The 16,063-nt window shown below is 57.0% G+C and carries 17 protein-coding genes; 10 read left to right on the top strand and 7 right to left on the bottom strand.

Annotated features, from left to right (window positions below; genetic code table 11):
* Positions 1–109: 109 nt before the first annotated feature.
* Genes paaK through paaF form a run of 6 tightly spaced genes read right to left on the bottom strand, consistent with a single transcriptional unit; the run spans position 110 to position 6,235 of the window.
* On the bottom strand, positions 110–1,414 hold the full coding sequence (gene paaK / locus H9C73_RS10865; protein WP_209287847.1) for a phenylacetate--CoA ligase PaaK: 1,305 nt from the start codon (positions 1,412–1,414) through the stop codon (positions 110–112).
* A gap of 56 nt (positions 1,415–1,470) precedes the next feature.
* Positions 1,471–2,679, bottom strand: a complete 1,209-nt coding sequence (pcaF, locus tag H9C73_RS10860; protein WP_209287846.1) for a 3-oxoadipyl-CoA thiolase — start codon at positions 2,677–2,679, stop codon at positions 1,471–1,473.
* An 11-nt stretch (positions 2,680–2,690) separates the two neighbouring features.
* Positions 2,691–3,146 carry a hydroxyphenylacetyl-CoA thioesterase PaaI gene (paaI, locus tag H9C73_RS10855; RefSeq protein WP_209287845.1) on the bottom strand — a complete coding sequence of 152 codons (456 nt, stop codon included), beginning with the start codon at positions 3,144–3,146 and terminating at the stop codon, positions 2,691–2,693.
* Entirely contained in the window at positions 3,143–4,654 is a 1,512-nt protein-coding gene (paaH, locus tag H9C73_RS10850) for a 3-hydroxyacyl-CoA dehydrogenase PaaH (RefSeq protein WP_209287844.1), read from the bottom strand. Before paaH ends, paaI begins: the two co-directional genes overlap by 4 nt.
* Positions 4,655–4,656: 2 nt before the next feature.
* On the bottom strand, positions 4,657–5,448 hold the full coding sequence (gene paaG / locus H9C73_RS10845) for a 2-(1,2-epoxy-1,2-dihydrophenyl)acetyl-CoA isomerase PaaG (protein WP_209287843.1): 792 nt from the start codon (positions 5,446–5,448) through the stop codon (positions 4,657–4,659).
* 4 nt (positions 5,449–5,452) lie between these two features.
* Complete coding sequence (gene paaF, locus H9C73_RS10840; RefSeq protein WP_209287842.1) at positions 5,453–6,235, bottom strand: 2,3-dehydroadipyl-CoA hydratase PaaF; 783 nt, start codon at positions 6,233–6,235, stop codon at positions 5,453–5,455.
* Positions 6,236–6,627: 392 nt separating this feature from the next.
* On the opposite strand from paaF, the gene paaN reads away from it, so the two are divergent.
* The 5 genes from paaN to sppA all read left to right on the top strand — a co-directional run bounded on the left by paaN (position 6,628) and on the right by sppA (position 11,737).
* A complete protein-coding gene (gene paaN, locus H9C73_RS10835; protein ID WP_209287841.1) occupies positions 6,628–8,298 on the top strand; it encodes a phenylacetic acid degradation protein PaaN in 1,671 nt (556 codons plus the stop codon).
* 14 nt (positions 8,299–8,312) lie between these two features.
* Positions 8,313–9,098, top strand: a complete 786-nt coding sequence (locus tag H9C73_RS10830) for an enoyl-CoA hydratase-related protein (protein WP_209287840.1) — start codon at positions 8,313–8,315, stop codon at positions 9,096–9,098.
* 137 nt (positions 9,099–9,235) lie between these two features.
* Positions 9,236–9,982: an SDR family oxidoreductase gene (locus tag H9C73_RS10825; RefSeq protein ID WP_209287839.1), complete on the top strand. Its 747-nt coding sequence runs from the start codon at positions 9,236–9,238 to the stop codon at positions 9,980–9,982.
* A gap of 25 nt (positions 9,983–10,007) precedes the next feature.
* Complete coding sequence (locus tag H9C73_RS10820; protein ID WP_209287838.1) at positions 10,008–10,685, top strand: HAD family hydrolase; 678 nt, start codon at positions 10,008–10,010, stop codon at positions 10,683–10,685.
* Positions 10,682–11,737 (top strand): signal peptide peptidase SppA, encoded by a 1,056-nt coding sequence (sppA, locus tag H9C73_RS10815; RefSeq protein WP_328797968.1) that lies wholly within the window; start codon positions 10,682–10,684, stop codon positions 11,735–11,737. Before H9C73_RS10820 ends, sppA begins: the two co-directional genes overlap by 4 nt.
* Here the strand turns inward: sppA and H9C73_RS10810 are convergent, their stop codons facing one another.
* On the bottom strand, positions 11,738–12,319 hold the full coding sequence (locus tag H9C73_RS10810; protein ID WP_236014225.1) for a Maf family protein: 582 nt from the start codon (positions 12,317–12,319) through the stop codon (positions 11,738–11,740).
* A 124-nt stretch (positions 12,320–12,443) separates the two neighbouring features.
* On the opposite strand from H9C73_RS10810, the gene H9C73_RS10805 reads away from it, so the two are divergent.
* The 5 genes from H9C73_RS10805 (at position 12,444) to fabG (ending at position 15,994) form a co-directional block, all read left to right on the top strand.
* Positions 12,444–12,968 (top strand): YceD family protein, encoded by a 525-nt coding sequence (locus tag H9C73_RS10805; protein WP_209287837.1) that lies wholly within the window; start codon positions 12,444–12,446, stop codon positions 12,966–12,968.
* Between the two features lie 17 nt (positions 12,969–12,985).
* Complete coding sequence (gene rpmF, locus H9C73_RS10800; protein ID WP_209287836.1) at positions 12,986–13,165, top strand: 50S ribosomal protein L32; 180 nt, start codon at positions 12,986–12,988, stop codon at positions 13,163–13,165.
* A gap of 2 nt (positions 13,166–13,167) precedes the next feature.
* Positions 13,168–14,196 (top strand): phosphate acyltransferase PlsX, encoded by a 1,029-nt coding sequence (gene plsX / locus H9C73_RS10795; RefSeq protein WP_209287835.1) that lies wholly within the window; start codon positions 13,168–13,170, stop codon positions 14,194–14,196.
* A 97-nt stretch (positions 14,197–14,293) separates the two neighbouring features.
* The gene (fabD, locus tag H9C73_RS10790) at positions 14,294–15,223 is read left to right on the top strand and encodes an ACP S-malonyltransferase (protein WP_209287834.1); all 930 of its coding nucleotides are present in this window, start codon (positions 14,294–14,296) and stop codon (positions 15,221–15,223) included.
* 27 nt (positions 15,224–15,250) lie between these two features.
* On the top strand, positions 15,251–15,994 hold the full coding sequence (gene fabG / locus H9C73_RS10785) for a 3-oxoacyl-ACP reductase FabG (protein WP_209287833.1): 744 nt from the start codon (positions 15,251–15,253) through the stop codon (positions 15,992–15,994).
* Positions 15,995–16,063: the final 69 nt, after the last annotated feature.

The following is a 16,063-nucleotide window of genomic DNA, read 5'->3' as shown; positions in this document are numbered from 1 at the left end:
GTGTTTGGTCGCACTCTCATTTTACTCACTTGGATTCAGGCTTTCTCATTTGCTGCCATTTATGGGACAGCAGTGGCATCAAGCCGGCTTTTTAATACCCGAGAAAGGCTTACTTGCGCAGATCTGAAACGCGCTTGGCCTTGCCTTCAGAGCGCGGAATGCTGCCGGCATCCACGATGTTGATCTTGGTGCTGATACCGATGTACGACTTGATGTGGTGCTGCAGCTCCTTCACCACAGCCGCTTCATCAGTGCCGGTGGCTTCCGGAGCCAGCTCGACTTTCACCTCAACCATGTCCAGGTTGCCGTTCTTGGTGATGATAATCTCGTAGTGCGGTGCCAGGGCCGGAACCTTGAGAATCTGCTCCTCGATCTGGGTCGGGAACACGTTTACACCACGGATGATCAGCATGTCATCGGAACGACCGGTGATCTTGTCGATGCGACGCATCGGGCGCGCAGTACCCGGCAGCAGGCGGGTCAGGTCGCGGGTGCGATAACGCACAACCGGCATGGCTTCCTTGGTCAGTGAAGTGAAGACCAGTTCACCATATTCACCGTCCGGCAGCACTTCGCCAGTATTCGGGTCGATGATTTCCGGGTAGAAGTGATCTTCCCAGATGGTGGGGCCGTCTTTGGTTTCGATGCACTCCATGGCAACACCCGGACCCATGACCTCGGACAGACCATAGATGTCGACGGCGCTGATACCGGCACGCTGCTCGATATTCTTGCGCATTTCGTCAGTCCAGGGCTCTGCACCGAAGATACCGGTACGCAGCGGCAGGTCACGCGGGTCTACACCCTGACGTTCCATTTCATCGAGGATGTTCAGGAAGTAGGAGGGCGTTACCATGATGATGTCAGGTTCAAAGTCCTGAATCAGCTGTACCTGCTTCTCGGTCTGGCCGCCAGACATCGGAATGACGGTGCAGCCCAGACGTTCAGCGCCATAGTGGGCGCCCAGGCCGCCCGTAAACAGGCCGTAACCATAGGATACGTGTACCTTGTCACCGCGATGACCACCGGCTGCACGAATGGAGCGTGCAACTACGTTGGCCCAGGTGTCGATATCGTTCTGGGAATAGCCCACTACGGTCGGCTTGCCGGTCGTGCCGGAAGAAGCGTGGATGCGCACCACTTCATCCATGGGCACGGCAAACATGCCGTACGGGTAGTTGTCACGCAGGTCCTGTTTGGTTGTGAACGGGAAGTGTTTCAGGTCTTCGAGGCTCTTCAGCTCGAACGGGTGAACACCTTTCTCGTCACACTTGCGCTTGAAATGAGGCACGTTGTTATACGTATGCGCGAGGCTCCAACGCAGACGGCGCAGCTGCAATGAACGCAGTTCATCAATGCTGGCAGTTTCAATTTCTTCGAGGGATCCACGCATCATCGGCTGTTGATCTTTCATGCTTATTGTTATCCCGTTGTTTGTAATAGTTGGAATTCTGGCACCTGAATCGGGGATCAGACGCGTTCAATAATGGTTGCAATACCCTGACCGACACCGATACACATCATGCACAGTGCATAACGGCCGCCGGTACGGTGCAGCTCATACATGGCGGTGGTGATCAGGCGTGCACCACTCATGCCCAGCGGGTGGCCCAGAGAAATCGCGCCGCCGTTCGGGTTAACGTGTGCAGCATCATCGGGCAGACCCAGGTCACGTGTCACGGCCAGTGCCTGAGCGGCAAAGGCTTCATTCAGCTCGATAACATCCATATCTTCGATGCTCAGGCCGGCTTTTGCCAGTACCTTGCGTGCAGCAGGTGCCGGACCGAAGCCCATGATGCGCGGCTCAACGCCGGCAGTTGCCATCGCCACGATACGCGCCTTGGGTACCAGGCCGTTGGCCTTGGCCGCTTCAGCACTGGCCAGAATCAGGGCACATGCACCATCGTTGACGCCGGACGCGTTGCCGGCCGTGACGGACCCGCCTTCACGGAAAGGTGCTTTCAGCTTGGCCAGACCTTCCAGCGTGGTGCTGGCACGCGGGTGCTCATCGGTATCGAAGATGATCGGGTCAGCCTTGTGCTGCGGGATGGTGACCGGAATGATCTCTTCCGCCAACTTGCCATTGCTCTGCGCTTCAGCTGTACGCTGCTGACTGCGCACCGCAAAAGCGTCCTGATCTTCACGGCTGATGTTGAAATCAGCTGCCACGTTCTCAGCTGTTTCCGGCATGGAATCAACGCCGTACTGAGACTTCATCAGCGGGTTGATGAAACGCCATCCGATGGTGGTGTCGTACAGACCGTTCGGGTTACGGGTGAAGGCGGATTCCGCCTTGCCCATGACGAAGGGGGCACGTGACATGGATTCAACGCCGCCCGCGATCATCAGTTCCGTATCACCGGACTTGATGGAGCGTGCCGCCAGGCCCACTGCATCCATACCGGAACCACACAGGCGGTTAACGGTGGTACCCGGCACTTCTACCGGCAAACCCGCCAGCAGAGAGGACATGTGAGCGACGTTACGGTTATCTTCACCGGCCTGGTTGGCACAGCCGTAGATCACGTCGTCGACCTGAGTCCAATCAACTTCAGGGTTGCGCTCCATCAGCGCTTTCATGGGGATCGCACCCAGATCGTCAGCGCGTACGCTGGCCAGGGTGCCTGCATAGCGGCCGATCGGTGTGCGGATGGCATCACAGATAAAGGCGTCTTTCATTGGGTTTCTCCTCAGGCGGCCGGTTCGTCTTCAGGCAGCAGTGTCCCCTTGATCTGGTAGGACTTGCCACGGAAGAAAGCCAGCTCTTCATTGTTCTGATTGTAAACGGTGATGTCGTACACACCGGTACGGCCCTTGCGCTGACGCTCCTGAGCCACCGCTGTGAGGGTGTCTCCCAGGAAGCCGGGCGCGACGTATTCGATGCTGCAGCCACTGGCTACAGTCACCTTGTTGTAGCTGTTGCACGCATGCGCAAACGCCGTGTCAGACAGGGTAAAGATGAAGCCGCCATGGCACATGTTGTGGCCATTGAGCATGTCCTTGCGGACCTTCATGCTCAAACGGGCATAGCCCGGGCGGGTTTCGTCAATGCTGATATCCAGCGCCTGAGCGGCGTGGTCGTTCTCATGCATGGCCGCGCTGGAAGCAACGGCCAGCTGTTCGGGGGTCATCTCGGAAACCTTCATGCCTGACGTCCTCCGGCAACCTTGCGCAGCAGCAGGGGAGAGGGACGGTAACGGTCTTCACCGTAGCTCGCACCCAGGTTGCGCAGTACATTCAGAATGCGGGCAAGGCCCACGCCATTGGCCCACGCGATCGGACCACGGGGATAGTTGACACCGCCCTGCATGGCGATATCGACCGCTTCTTCGTTACAGACCTGCTGGTTAACGGCGTCAAAGCCTTCATTGGCCAGCATGGCAACGGTACGCATGATGATCATGCCCGGAATGTCGTCGATGATGCTGACGGCCTTGCCGGCTGCCTGGAACAGGCCGGTCGCCTGCTCTACGGCCTTGGCGTCCGCCTTGTCGGCCGGAGCCAGCGCGATGCGGCCCGCCTCGGCGTAGTCCAGCGCCAGGTCGAAGTGGATCAGGTTACGATTGCTGATTTCAGCAGCACGTACCGTGGTGAACTGGCCGTTGGTCAGCATCAGCGTGGCATCGCCTACCTGAATGCGGCCATCGCCTTCGGTGCGGTTTACAGTGATACCGGCCGCTTCAAACTGGGCAACCAGAGGCTCGGCAACGCCCAGATCGCCTTCAATGGTGACGCTGTTGGGCTTGGCCGCTTCCGGTGCGGTCTGCGGCGCCGGCTTTTCAGCACCCTCACTGTAATCATAGAAGCCTTTACCGGTCTTGCGGCCAAAGTGCCCGGCATTGACCAGCTCAAGCTGAATCAGGGACGGCAGGAAGCGCTGATCGTTGTAATAGGCGGCAAACACGGAGGAGGTGACCGCATAGTTCACATCGTGACCGATCAGGTCGGTGAGCTCGAAGGGACCCATGCGGAAACCGCCGGCTTCACGAATCACCGCATCGATGGTCACGTTATCGGCACCGCCTTCCTGGAAGATACGGAATCCTTCCGCGTAGAACGGGCGCGCAACGCGGTTGACGATAAAGCCCGGGGTGGACTTTGCATGGACAGGCTTCTTGCCCCAGCTGGCGGAGAGCTGGAAGATCGCATCGGCAATTTCCGGCTTGGTATCCAGACCGCTGATCACCTCAACCAGCTTCATGATCGGAGCCGGGTTGAAGAAGTGCATGCCCACGAGGTTCTGCGGGCGCTTCAGCGTGCTGCCAATGGCGGTAACAGAAATTGAAGAGGTGTTGGTTGCCAGTACGGTCTGCTCGGAGCAGATCTCTTCCAGCTGGCCAAATACACTCTGTTTCACATCCAGGCGCTCAACAATGGCCTCAACCACCAGCGCTGCCGGTGCCATCTCATCCAGCGACGTGATGACCTGAATACGGCCCACCAGTGCGTCTACATCCTCAGCGGTCATCTTGCCGCGACTGACCAGCTTTTGCAGGCCCTTGCCGATATTTTTACGGCCACGCTCGGCGGCACCTTCTGCCGCGTCGAACAGAAGTACAGGGTGGCCGGCCTTGGCAGCCACCTGAGCGATGCCGGCACCCATGGTACCGGCACCAATTACGCCAATGACGGAGTCAGTGGTAAACATGCTCATGATCACTTGCCTTTGAAGTTGGGCTGACGTTTCTCCATGAAAGCGGCAACGCCTTCACGGTAATCTTCAGTGCGACCGGCCAGTGTCTGCAGGTCACGTTCCAGATCCAGCTGCTCATCAAAGCTGTTGTTCCAGCTGGACTGGATGGCACGCTTGATCAAGGTCAGGCCTTTGGTCGGCTGAGTCGCAAGCTGCTTGGCCATCGCCAGCGCTTCGTCTTTCAGAGACTCGTCGTCGACGCATTTCCAGATCATGCCCCAGGCCATTGCCTGCTCGGCACTGATTTTGTCACCCAGCATGGACAGCGCCATGGCGCGTGCATGACCCACCAGTCGTGGCAGTGTCCAGGTGCCGCCTGAATCCGGCACCAGGCCGATTTTGCAGAATGCCTGGATAAAGGATGCAGAGCGTGCAGCCAGGACGATGTCACAGGCGAATGCGATGTTGGCGCCGGCACCGGCAGCCACACCGTTCACGGCACAGATAACCGGCATTTCCAGCGCCTGCAGGCTGCGGATCAGCGGGTTGTAGTTCTTTTCGATCGACTCACCCAGGTTTGGCATTTCCGCGTTGGGATCAACGTTACGATCACTCAGGTCCTGACCGGCACAGAAGCCGCGGCCGTTACCGGTGATCAGCAGGCAGCGCACGTCTTCGCTTTTTTTGGCCTGCTTAAGTGCATCACGAACCTCAGCATGCATCTCGGTGTTGAAACTGTTCATCCGGTCCGGACGGTTCAGGGTCAGTACCGCAACCCCGTCAGTAATCTCGAATTCAATCGTTTCGTAAGCCATGGTGTTATTTTCCTGTGAAGTTCGGTTTACGTTTTTCCATAAAGGCGGCAATGCCTTCATTGCGATCTTCGGTAGCAGCCAGCAGGGTAAATGCCTTGCGCTCCAGGCTCAGACCACTGTCGAGCGTGGTTTCATAGGCTTTCAGCAAGACTTCTTTTGCCTGACGAACGGCGATGGGCGGTTTGGTTGCGATCTTGCGTGCCAGCTCGTTTGCACGCTCAAGAGAACGCTCAGGAATGGTCACTTCGCTGACCAGGCCGAAATCACGCGCCTGAGCAGCCGTGATGAATTCACCCGACAGCACGAGCTGCATGGCCATCGATTTGCCCACCGTGCGCAGCAGGCGCTGGGTGCCACCGGCGCCCGGGATGATACCCAGATTAATTTCAGGCTGGCCGAACTGGGCATTGTCACCCGCGATCACAATATCCGCGTGCATGACAAGCTCGCAGCCACCGCCGAGTGCAAAGCCATTTACGGCTGCAATAAGGGGTTTGGGGAACTGCGCGATACGACGCCAGTGGCCCACACGGGGGTCATTCAGTACGCCCACCGCATCCAGCGCGGCCATTTCCTTGATATCAGCACCCGCGGCAAAGACCTTCTCGTTACCGGTTACAACCACCGCACGGATCTCATCATTCTGAGCGGCACTGTCCAGTACATCGGCCATTTCGCTCAGCAGCTGCGTACGCAATGCATTGTAGGCTTCGGGGCGGTTCAGCGTGATTGTCAGTACACCGCTGACAATGTCTGAAACGAGAATGTCCTGATACTCGTGTTGCATAGAAATACCGTCATGTGTGTTTGTTATCGACGTTGCCGTATCATTTTCAACTGTGCGGCTATCCGCCAGGCCACGATAGGCACTATAATAGGAGCTCTGGCGGGTTCGGTTGAGCTCTTGCATGTTCCCGCAGATGCCCTGACAGCTTCGGCAAGGTTAACCTAAAAGACAAAAGAGATACAATATTTAACACCTATATTGTTCTTTCCGTATCATAATCTGTGTTGTATCCTGTCAAGTATATCCAGAACAATATTAGTCATGATTGCTGGAGTACGCCCCGCGGGGGCACAAACTGACGTGCAGGACCTGCACCGAGTGCCATACTCAGACTCCATAACAGAACAACATCGCGTCCTCATGATGGGCGTTCAGCACAAGGGAGACACCTGATGAGCGAGAACCTTTTTGCCAAGCACAAGAGCACCCTGGACGGGGCTCTGGCGGCCATCCATAGCCGTGACTATTTCAGCCCCTGGTCAGAAAACCCGAGCCCGCGCGCTTACGGTGAAACGGCTCCCGCGGACGGCGAGGCTGCCTTCAAGGCACACCTGAACAAGCCGTTTGAGCTGGAGATGCCGGGTATCAGCGGACGCACGGGTGGTGAGGTATCTCCCTACGGTATCGACCTGAACGTCCAGTACCCGACTGTTGATATGGACAAGCTGCTGCCGGCGATGGAAGAAACCCGCAAGGCATGGCGTGATCAGGGTGTTGAAGGACGTACCGGTATCTGTCTTGAAATTCTGGATCGCCTGAACAAGCGCAGCTTTGAGATCGCGCATGCGGTCATGCACACCTCAGGTCAGGGCTTCATGATGGCCTTCCAGGCGGGTGGTCCTCACGCGCAGGACCGTGGCCTTGAAGCCGTTGCCTATGGCTACGAAACCATGGCCAGCGTTCCGTCTCAGGCGACCTGGACCAAGCCGCAGGGCAAGCATGACCCGCTGGTAATGGAAAAGAAATTCACGACCTGTGGTCGTGGTGTGGGTCTGGTCATTGGCTGCTCCACTTTCCCGACCTGGAACACCTATCCGGGCCTGTTTGCCTCTCTCGTGACCGGTAACCCGGTTGTGGTCAAGGCGCATCCCGCTGCGGTTCTGCCGGCAGCCATCAGTGTTCAGGTGGCACAGGAAGTTCTGAAAGAGCAGGGCCTGCCGCCGCATATCGTGTCCCTGTTCGTGGATGCGGATCCTGCCAAGCCGGAAACCATGGAGCTGGCTCAGCGTCCGGAAGTCAAACTGATCGACTTCACCGGCAACACCGCATTCGGCGACTGGCTGGAGCAGAACTGCTCCCAGGCGCAGGTGTACACCGAGAAGGCCGGTGCCAATACCATCGTTATTGACTCAACCGATGACTTTAAAGGCATGGTACGCAACCTGGCGTTCACCCTGAGCCTGTACTCCGGCCAGATGTGTACCACCACTCAGGACATCTTCGTGCCCAAAGACGGCATCGAAACCGATCAGGGACACAAGTCCTTTGATGAAGTGGCCGAAGCCATTGCCACCGGTGTGACCAAGTTCCTGTCTGATCCCGACCGTGCCGCGATGGTGCTGGGTGCCATCCAGTCTGAAGCGACTGCTCAGCGCATCGAAGACAGCAAAGGTCTTGGCACTGTTGTGCGTGACTCCGAGAAGCTGACTCACCCGCAGTTTGAGAATGCGCGTGTTCGCAGCCCGCTGATCATGACAATCGACGCTGAAAAAGAAGATGTATGGGGTCAGGAGCTGTTTGGCCCGATCAGCTTCATCATTCGCACTGACAGCCGTGACCACAGCATCGAGCTGGCCCGTAATGTTGTGAAAAAACATGGTGCAATCACCATGGGTTGCTACAGCAGCGACGAAGCACAGATTGAAAAGATCGAAGAGGCTGCACTGGACGCCTGCGTTGCGCTGAGCACCAACCTGACTGGCGGTGTATTCGTTAACCAGAGCGCGGCTTTCAGTGACTTCCATGCGACCGGCGGCAACCCGGCTGCAAACGCATGCCTGAGTGATTACGCCTTTGTTGCGAACCGTTTCCGCTTCGTACAGAGCCGTCGTCACCCGAAGTAAGACAGGAGTCGAGCATGGAATTTGAAACCGTACTGGTCGAGATTCGTGACGGTGTCGGCATACTGACCCTGAATCGTCCCAAGGCCATGAATGCACTGAACCTTCAGCTCACTTCTGAGCTGGGTCAGGCCATCGAGGCAATGGATGCGGATGAGAACGTGCGCTGCATCCTCCTGACCGGTGGTGAGCAGGTATTTGCGGCCGGCGCCGACATCAAGGAAATGAAAGCGCATGACTTTGCCTCACTGTATGCGCTGGACTTCCCGTACGTGAAGCGTGACTGCTGGCGTGCCATTGATGACGCGCGCAAACCGGTGATTGCGGCCGTGGCCGGTTTCGCCCTGGGCGGTGGCTGCGAAATGGCGATGGCCTGTGACTTTATCATCGCAGCCGAAACCGCCAGGTTCGGACAGCCTGAAATTGGCATCGGCACCATGCCGGGTGCCGGCGGTACCCAGCGTCTGACCAAGGCCGTCGGCAAGGCCAAGGCGATGGAGATGTGTCTGACCGGCCGCATGATGGATGCCGAGGAAGCTGAGCGCAGCGGACTGGTATCACGCATCGTGCCTGCCGAAGAGCTGCTGGAAACAGCCTTCAAGACGGCACGCAAGATTGCCTCCAACTCGGCACCTGCCGTCGGCATGATCAAGCAGGCGGTGAATATGGCGGTCAGCGCCAATCTTGCGGACGGGCTGAAGCATGAACGTCATGCGTTCCAGTCCACATTTGCATTCGAAGATTGTGAAGAGGGCATGAACGCGTTTGCAGAAAAGCGCAAACCCGAGTTCAAGCACCGCTGATACCTTTGAATGGGAACATCAAAACCGCTGTCGCTTGCGTCAGCGGTTTTTTCGTTTGAGTGGACGCACTTCTGGCCTTGCGCCAGAATATGGTGCGCCAAGCGTTATGAATTGTTTTTACATGGCAGGTTAACTGTATGAAATTTAAAGGAAAGCGCGCCTGGGTGACCGGTGCCAGCTCAGGTATCGGACAGGCAGTTGCACGTTCACTGGCAGCCGAAGGGGCAGAGGTTGTGCTCTCAGCTCGACGCGAGGACAGGCTGCAGGCACTGGCAGATGAGCTGCGCAGTCAGGGCGCACAGGTACACCTTGAGCCCGTGAATGTATCCGACCGGGCTGCCATGAATACCCTGGGTGAACGTCTGGCTGATCTTGGGGGTATCGATATTTTGATCAACAACGCAGGCACCATGCCGATCAGCCCGATCATTAATGGCCGTGTCGATGAGTGGGATCAGATGATCGACGTCAACATCAAGGGGGTGCTGTACGCAATTCATGCGGTTTACTCCGGTATGGCGGACCGTAAACAGGGCCACATTATCAATGTAAGCTCGATTGCTGCCCGTACGACGTATCCCAGTGCAGGGGTGTATGCCGGCACCAAGCATGCCGTGCGCGCCATATCGGAAACCCTGCGCAAGGAGGCGATTCGCTTCGGTGTACGTGTCACGGACATTCAGCCGGGCTCCGTTGATACCGAGCTGCCGGACAGCATCGGCCATGAAAAGATTCGCGCCGTGGTCAAAAGCAACATGTATGGCGAGGATGCCGCCATGCTGAAACCGGTCGATATTGCGAACGCGGTCGTATATGCACTGGAGCAGCCCGAGCATGTGGATGTGGGCGAGCTTCTGATCTGGCCGACGCGCCAGGAAAACTGATCCGCACAATGCTGAGGAGTTCGGCGTGTACAAGCTTTTGATCTTTGACTGGGATGGAACCCTGATTGATTCGACCCGACGTATTGCGTCCAGCGTCAGATCTGCTGCAGCAGACCTGAATTTGCCGGTGCCAAGCTGGTATGCAGCTCAGGATATTATCGGGCTGGGGCTGCCGGAGGCGATCAAAACCCTCTTCCCCGGTGAAGGTGACGACATTATCGACCCCATGCGCGAACGGTACGGACACTATTACCTGGGTGCCGACACCACCCCGACGGCGCTGTTTCCCGGTGTGCAAGATACATTGGAAAGCCTGTCGGCTAAGGGCTATCGCCTGGCGGTCGCCACTGGCAAAAGTCGCAAGGGGCTGGATCATGTGTTTGCGGAAACCGGCATAGGGCATCTTTTTGAAACCTCACGCTGTGCCGATGAAACAGCATCCAAACCCAACCCTCTCATGCTGCATGAGTTGCTGGCCGAAACCGGTGTTTCACCTGCTCAGGCGCTCATGATCGGCGATACGGAATATGATCTGGAGATGGGGCAGAGGGCTGATATCGATACGGTTGCAGTCAGCTATGGTGCCCACCATATTGATCGACTGACAGTACTCAAACCTGTGGTGGAGATCCACCAGTTTGTGGAGCTGGAACACTGGCTGGACCAGCATAATGGACTTAACGAACACGAGGGAATCGCGTGAGTGACCAGCACTGGGGAGTAGAGCCTCCTGAAAAAAGCGAAGCAGACGCCGCTAACGAAAAGAGAGCGGATGAGCCGGCCGCCGAGTCAACCGGCAAGGTTGAACGCCCGACCACTCAAAAAGAGTGGCGCCTGATCGAAAAAATGGTGGGCAGTCTGCATGTTGAGCATCGCCGAGCGCGCCGCTGGGGCATCTTCTTCAAGCTGCTGACGTTTACCTATCTGTTCGCGCTGCTGGCCATTTTCTGGTTCAGCAACGATATCGACACCGATAATGTGGTTCCGCACGCGCATACTGCACTGGTCGAGGTCAAGGGGCCGATTGCGGATGATGAAGAGGCCAGCGCTGACGCCATTATCACCGCACTAAGAGACGCCTTTGAAGCGGATCGAAGTCAGGCGGTGATCCTGCGTATCAACAGCCCGGGTGGCAGTCCGGTTCAGTCCGGATATGTGTACGACGAGATCAAGCGTCTGCGCACACTCTATCCTGCCAAGAAAGTGTATGCGGTCATTACCGACATCGGTGCCTCGGGTGCCTATTATATTGCCGCGGCGGCAGACGAGATCTATGCCGACAAGGCCAGTCTTGTTGGCTCCATCGGGGTTATCTCTTCCAGCTTCGGCTTCGTGGAGCTGATCGACAAGATCGGTGTGGAGCGCCGCACACTGACTGCGGGCGAGAACAAGGCGTTTCTGGATCCGTTTTCCCCCTTGCGGGAAGAGGATCGCGAGTTCTGGCAGAGTGTTCTCGACACTACGCATCAGCAGTTTATTGAGCAGGTCAAACGTGGCAGAGGGGATCGTCTGAAAGATGACGAGAAGCTGTTCACGGGGCTGGTGTGGACCGGCGAACAGGCGCTTGAGCTTGGGCTTGTCGATGGGCTTGGCAGCAGCTCCATGGTAGCCAGAGACATTGTCGGAGCTGAAAAGCTGGTGGACTACACGTCACGCCCGCGGCCCATCGATCGTATTATCAAGCAGTTTGGTGCCGAAGTGGCGCGTGAGCTGGTATTGCAGATCGGCGCTCGAACCGGCTACTCACTGGAGTAATCAGAACAGCTCTACACCTTCAGACTCCAGCATCCTGACAAGACGAATCAAGGGCAGTCCAATCAGGGTGTTGGGGTCATCTCCCTCCAGGCGCTCGAATAATACGATACCGGCCCCTTCGGATTTAAAACTGCCGGCACAATTATAGGGTTGCTCGTGTCGCAGATAACGCTCGATTAATCCCTCTGACAGTTTTCTGAAGTGAACCTGAAACGGAATAACCTCGGTTTGTGCATGGCCGGTTTTGCTGTTCAGCAGCGTAAGACCGGTAAGGAAAGTAACAGAGCGCCCGGAAGCGGCACTTAACTGTTCGACCGCGCGCGCATGTGTGCCGGGTTTGCCCAGAATATGATCATCCAGTACGGCCACCTGATCTGAGCCGATGACAAGGGCGTTCGAGAAGTGTTCGGCGACGGCCTCGGCCTTCTCTCGCGACAGACGGGCAACCAGCTCAGCAGGGGACTCGCTGCCCAGGGGTGTTTCATCAATTTCAGGGTGGCGTGTCTGGTAGGGCAGGCCCAGCTTATCGAGGATTTCACGACGCCAGGGAGAGCTGGATGCGAGCACAATGGTCGGTATCATGACCACTCCTTGTGATAATAATATGGGGACAAAACAATTGCTGTTATAATAGGTGCCTTAATAATCTCCATAAACCCCTATTTTCTTTGACAGCAAGGGGTTCTGCCCATAGAATTGCGCGCTTATGTCGTACGGTCCATTACCGAAAAAAATTGAGCCTCGCAAATTAGCCGAGCGCGAAGCGGTTTTTGCTGGTACAGCAAATGTCGCTGATATGCCTAGACTGGTATCCGCGCTGGCAAATGACAGCGGCAGTTTTGCTGTTGAAATTGAATTTGCGAAAGATGAACAGAACCTGTCCACCCTCACGGGTCAGGCAAAGGGCGCTGTCAGCATGACGTGCCAGCGTTGCCTCGAGCCCGTAAGCGTTGAGGTTGAAGCCGACTTCAACCTGGCAGTGGCGCTGACGGATGAACAGGCGAAGCATCTTCCCCGTGACTATGATCCCTTGATCATTGAAACGGATGAGATTGAACTGCTACCGGTCATCGAGGACGAGCTGATGCTGAGCCTGCCGCTCGTTGCGTATCACGATGACTGCAGTATTCAGACCTCGTTCGGTGAATCGGAAACGGCCCGGACGCAGGATGATAAACCCAACCCCTTCAGTGTATTGGCCCAGCTTAAAGAAAAGGCCGATAAGAGTTAAACCAGGAGCTAGATACCATGGCAGTACAGCAGAACAAAAAGTCCCGTTCAAAGCGTGATATGCGTCGCTCTCACGATGCGCTGGGCAACCCGACTCTGTCTGTTGACGCAACTACCGGTGAAACCCACCGTCGTCACCACGTCAGCGCTGACGGTTTTTACCGCGGCCGTCAGGTTGTTGCCAAAGGCGACGAGTAAGCTTGACCGCAGGGTATCGTATTGCGGTTGACGCGATGGGCGGGGACTACGGTCCCCGCGTAACCGTGTCTGCCGCCTGCGAGGCCCTGCAGCGCCACCCCCATCTGCAGATCCTGCTGTTCGGACAGCAGTCTTCTCTTGAGCCCTACCTCGCTCGACTCCCCGACAGCATCAAACAGCGCCTTCAGCCTATCCATGCTGAAACCATCGTTACGATGGATGACAAGCCTTCGTTCGCACTCCGGCGTCGTCGTGACTCGTCGATGTTCATGGCGTTAAAGGCGGTTGCCGAAGGCCGGGCCGATGCCTGTGTCAGTGCGGGTAATACCGGTGCGCTCATGGCCATGGGACGCTGCATCCTGCAGACACTCCCCGGTATCGATCGACCCGCCATTACCTCAGCCATTCCGACCCTCAACGGCCACGCCTATATGCTGGACCTGGGGGCCAATGTGGACTGCTCGTCCGAGCATCTGCTGCAATTTGCCATCATGGGGTCCGTGATGTTGCAGGCTGTCGAAAGAATTGAGCACCCCCGAGTAGGGCTGCTGAATATCGGTGCAGAAGAGATCAAGGGGAATGAGCAGGTACGACTGGCTTCACGGTTGCTGTCTGAAGAGCCTGAATTGAACTATATCGGGTTTGTAGAAGGGGATGGCGTATTCGCAGGAAAGGCCGACTTGATCGTCTGTGATGGCTTTGTCGGCAACATCTCCCTGAAGAGCAGCGAAGGCCTGGCGCGTCTTATCGGCCGCAAGGTTCGCCAAAGCTTCACCCGCAACCTCTACCGGCGCCTGCTGGCTGTGCTCGCACGTCCCATATTGCAAGAGCTGCAGGAGCAACTGGATCCGGGACGACGCAATGGTGCCAGCATGCTGGGCCTGCAGGGAATCGTCGTGAAAAGCCATGGCAGCGCCACTCAAAGCTGTTTCTCACACGCCATTGATCAGGCGATCAGCGAAGCCGAAATGAATATCCCGGCGCTCATCAGCGAGCATCTCGAGCGCCATCTCTCATCGTCCCGCCGCTAACCCCTTATTCTAATTATTTCCCAATGTTGTACACTAGCGGCCTTTAACCTGAGCCAAGTGCCGGGTACACAAGTCACACGTACAGTATGGGGAAACCATGTCGCAGACGCTTGCTTTCGTTTTTCCTGGTCAGGGTTCTCAGCAGCTTGGCATGCTGGCAGAACTGGCCGCCGAGCATCCGGTAATTCAGCAGACCTTCGCGGAAGCGTCCGAAGCCCTCGGCTTTGATCTTTGGACGATGTGTCAGGAAGGCCCTGAAGAGGCTCTCAACAGCACGGAGAACACCCAGCCGGCGCTGCTGACCGCAGGGGTTGCTCTGTGGCGCCTGTGGCAGGAGCAGGGTGGCGACGCACCTGCCATGATGTCCGGTCACAGCCTGGGCGAATATACTGCACTGGTATGTGCCGGTGCCATGTCACTGTCTGATGGCGTTAAACTGGTTAAACTGCGCGGTGAAGCCATGCAGGCCGCCGTTCCGGCAGGTACCGGTGCCATGGCGGCCATCCTTGGGCTTGCCGATGATGCGATCGAGGATGCTTGTGCCTCGGCCGCTGAGGGGGCAGTGGTGTCACCCGTCAACTATAATTGCCCCGGTCAGGTTGTGATCGCGGGTGAGAAGGCTGCCGTTGATCGTGCCATTGAGGCCTGTAAGGCGGCCGGCGCCAAGCGTGCGGTACCTCTGCCTGTCAGCGTGCCGTCTCACTGTGCCTTGATGAAGCCAGCAGCAGAGCGGCTGCAGGCAGCCCTGGCTGATGTAGAGCTGAACATGCCGTCTATCCCGGTGGTGCAGAATGTGTCCGCCGAGGTGGCGCAGGATCTGGAAACACTGAAGCAGAATCTGGTTGCTCAGCTTTACAGCCCGGTGCTCTGGACGCGCTGTGTCCAGCAGATGTCTGGACAGGGGGTCGAGACCCTTCTGGAATGTGGTCCCGGCAAGGTGTTGACCGGATTGAACAAGAAGATTGACCGTTCCCTGACGGGAATTTCCATCAGCGAACCGGCCGGGCTGGAAAAAGCGCTCGGTTAAATTTTTCAGGATGTTAGGAAGACTTTCATGAGTATTGAAGGCAAAGTTGCGCTGGTCACCGGTGCAACCCGAGGCATTGGTAAAGCGATTGCGTCCAATCTGGCGCAGCAGGGGGCTGTCGTTATCGGTACAGCGACCAGTGAGAAGGGAGCCGAAACCATTTCCTCTTACCTGGCTGAGGCCGGTAACAAGGGTACAGGCCTGGTGCTGGATGTTGCGGACGCCGCGTCCGTCGAAGCGGTGCTCAAGCAGATCCAGTCCGACTATGGCACTGTCGAAATCCTGGTGAACAATGCCGGTATCACCAAAGACAATATCCTGATGCGCATGAAGGATGATGAGTGGGATGGTGTGATCAATACCAACCTGAACTCGATCTACCGCCTCGTGAAGGGCTGTCTGCGCGGCATGACCAAGGCGCGCTGGGGTCGTATCATCAGTGTCAGCTCCGTTGTGGCGTCCATGGGTAACGCCGGTCAGACCAACTATGCTGCTGCCAAATCCGGCATGGAAGGCTTCACTCGCGCTCTGGCGCGTGAAGTGGGCTCGCGCAACATTACCGTAAACTGTGTTGCTCCCGGCTTTATCGATACGGATATGACCTCCGGTCTGGCCGATGAGCACAAGCAGAACCTGCAGTCTCAGATTCCGATGAGCCGCCTGGGTCAGCCGGAAGAAGTGGCTGCTGTGGTCGGTTTTCTGGCCAGTGATGGTGGTGCCTACGTGACCGGTGATACCATTCACGTGAACGGTGGCATGTACATGTCCTGATCAAGGACAAAATCCGGCGAAAGAAAATTTGTTTTTTTCGCCGTTTTGTTGATAATTGGCCGTCAGTTG

The sequence above is a fragment of the Marinobacterium alkalitolerans genome (assembly GCF_017776525.1).
In the GTDB taxonomy this organism is placed as follows: domain Bacteria; phylum Pseudomonadota; class Gammaproteobacteria; order Pseudomonadales; family Balneatricaceae; genus Marinobacterium; species Marinobacterium alkalitolerans.
The sequence above is the reverse complement of the archived record's forward strand: the minus strand, read 5'-3'. Positions and strand labels throughout refer to the sequence as shown.

Coding starts and splice junctions, on each gene's coding strand:
- paaF (WP_209287842.1), bottom strand. CDS start 6,235: ATGCAACACGAGTATCAGGACATTCTCGTTTCAGACATTGTCAGCGGT.
- H9C73_RS10830 (WP_209287840.1), top strand. CDS start 8,313: ATGGAATTTGAAACCGTACTGGTCGAGATTCGTGACGGTGTCGGCATA.
- pcaF (WP_209287846.1), bottom strand. CDS start 2,679: ATGAAAGACGCCTTTATCTGTGATGCCATCCGCACACCGATCGGCCGC.
- H9C73_RS10810 (WP_236014225.1), bottom strand. CDS start 12,319: ATGATACCGACCATTGTGCTCGCATCCAGCTCTCCCTGGCGTCGTGAA.
- rpmF (WP_209287836.1), top strand. CDS start 12,986: ATGGCAGTACAGCAGAACAAAAAGTCCCGTTCAAAGCGTGATATGCGT.
- paaK (WP_209287847.1), bottom strand. CDS start 1,414: ATGAAAGATCAACAGCCGATGATGCGTGGATCCCTCGAAGAAATTGAA.
- fabD (WP_209287834.1), top strand. CDS start 14,294: ATGTCGCAGACGCTTGCTTTCGTTTTTCCTGGTCAGGGTTCTCAGCAG.
- paaH (WP_209287844.1), bottom strand. CDS start 4,654: ATGAGCATGTTTACCACTGACTCCGTCATTGGCGTAATTGGTGCCGGT.
- paaG (WP_209287843.1), bottom strand. CDS start 5,448: ATGGCTTACGAAACGATTGAATTCGAGATTACTGACGGGGTTGCGGTA.
- H9C73_RS10825 (WP_209287839.1), top strand. CDS start 9,236: ATGAAATTTAAAGGAAAGCGCGCCTGGGTGACCGGTGCCAGCTCAGGT.
- fabG (WP_209287833.1), top strand. CDS start 15,251: ATGAGTATTGAAGGCAAAGTTGCGCTGGTCACCGGTGCAACCCGAGGC.
- H9C73_RS10805 (WP_209287837.1), top strand. CDS start 12,444: ATGTCGTACGGTCCATTACCGAAAAAAATTGAGCCTCGCAAATTAGCC.
- paaI (WP_209287845.1), bottom strand. CDS start 3,146: ATGAAGGTTTCCGAGATGACCCCCGAACAGCTGGCCGTTGCTTCCAGC.
- paaN (WP_209287841.1), top strand. CDS start 6,628: ATGAGCGAGAACCTTTTTGCCAAGCACAAGAGCACCCTGGACGGGGCT.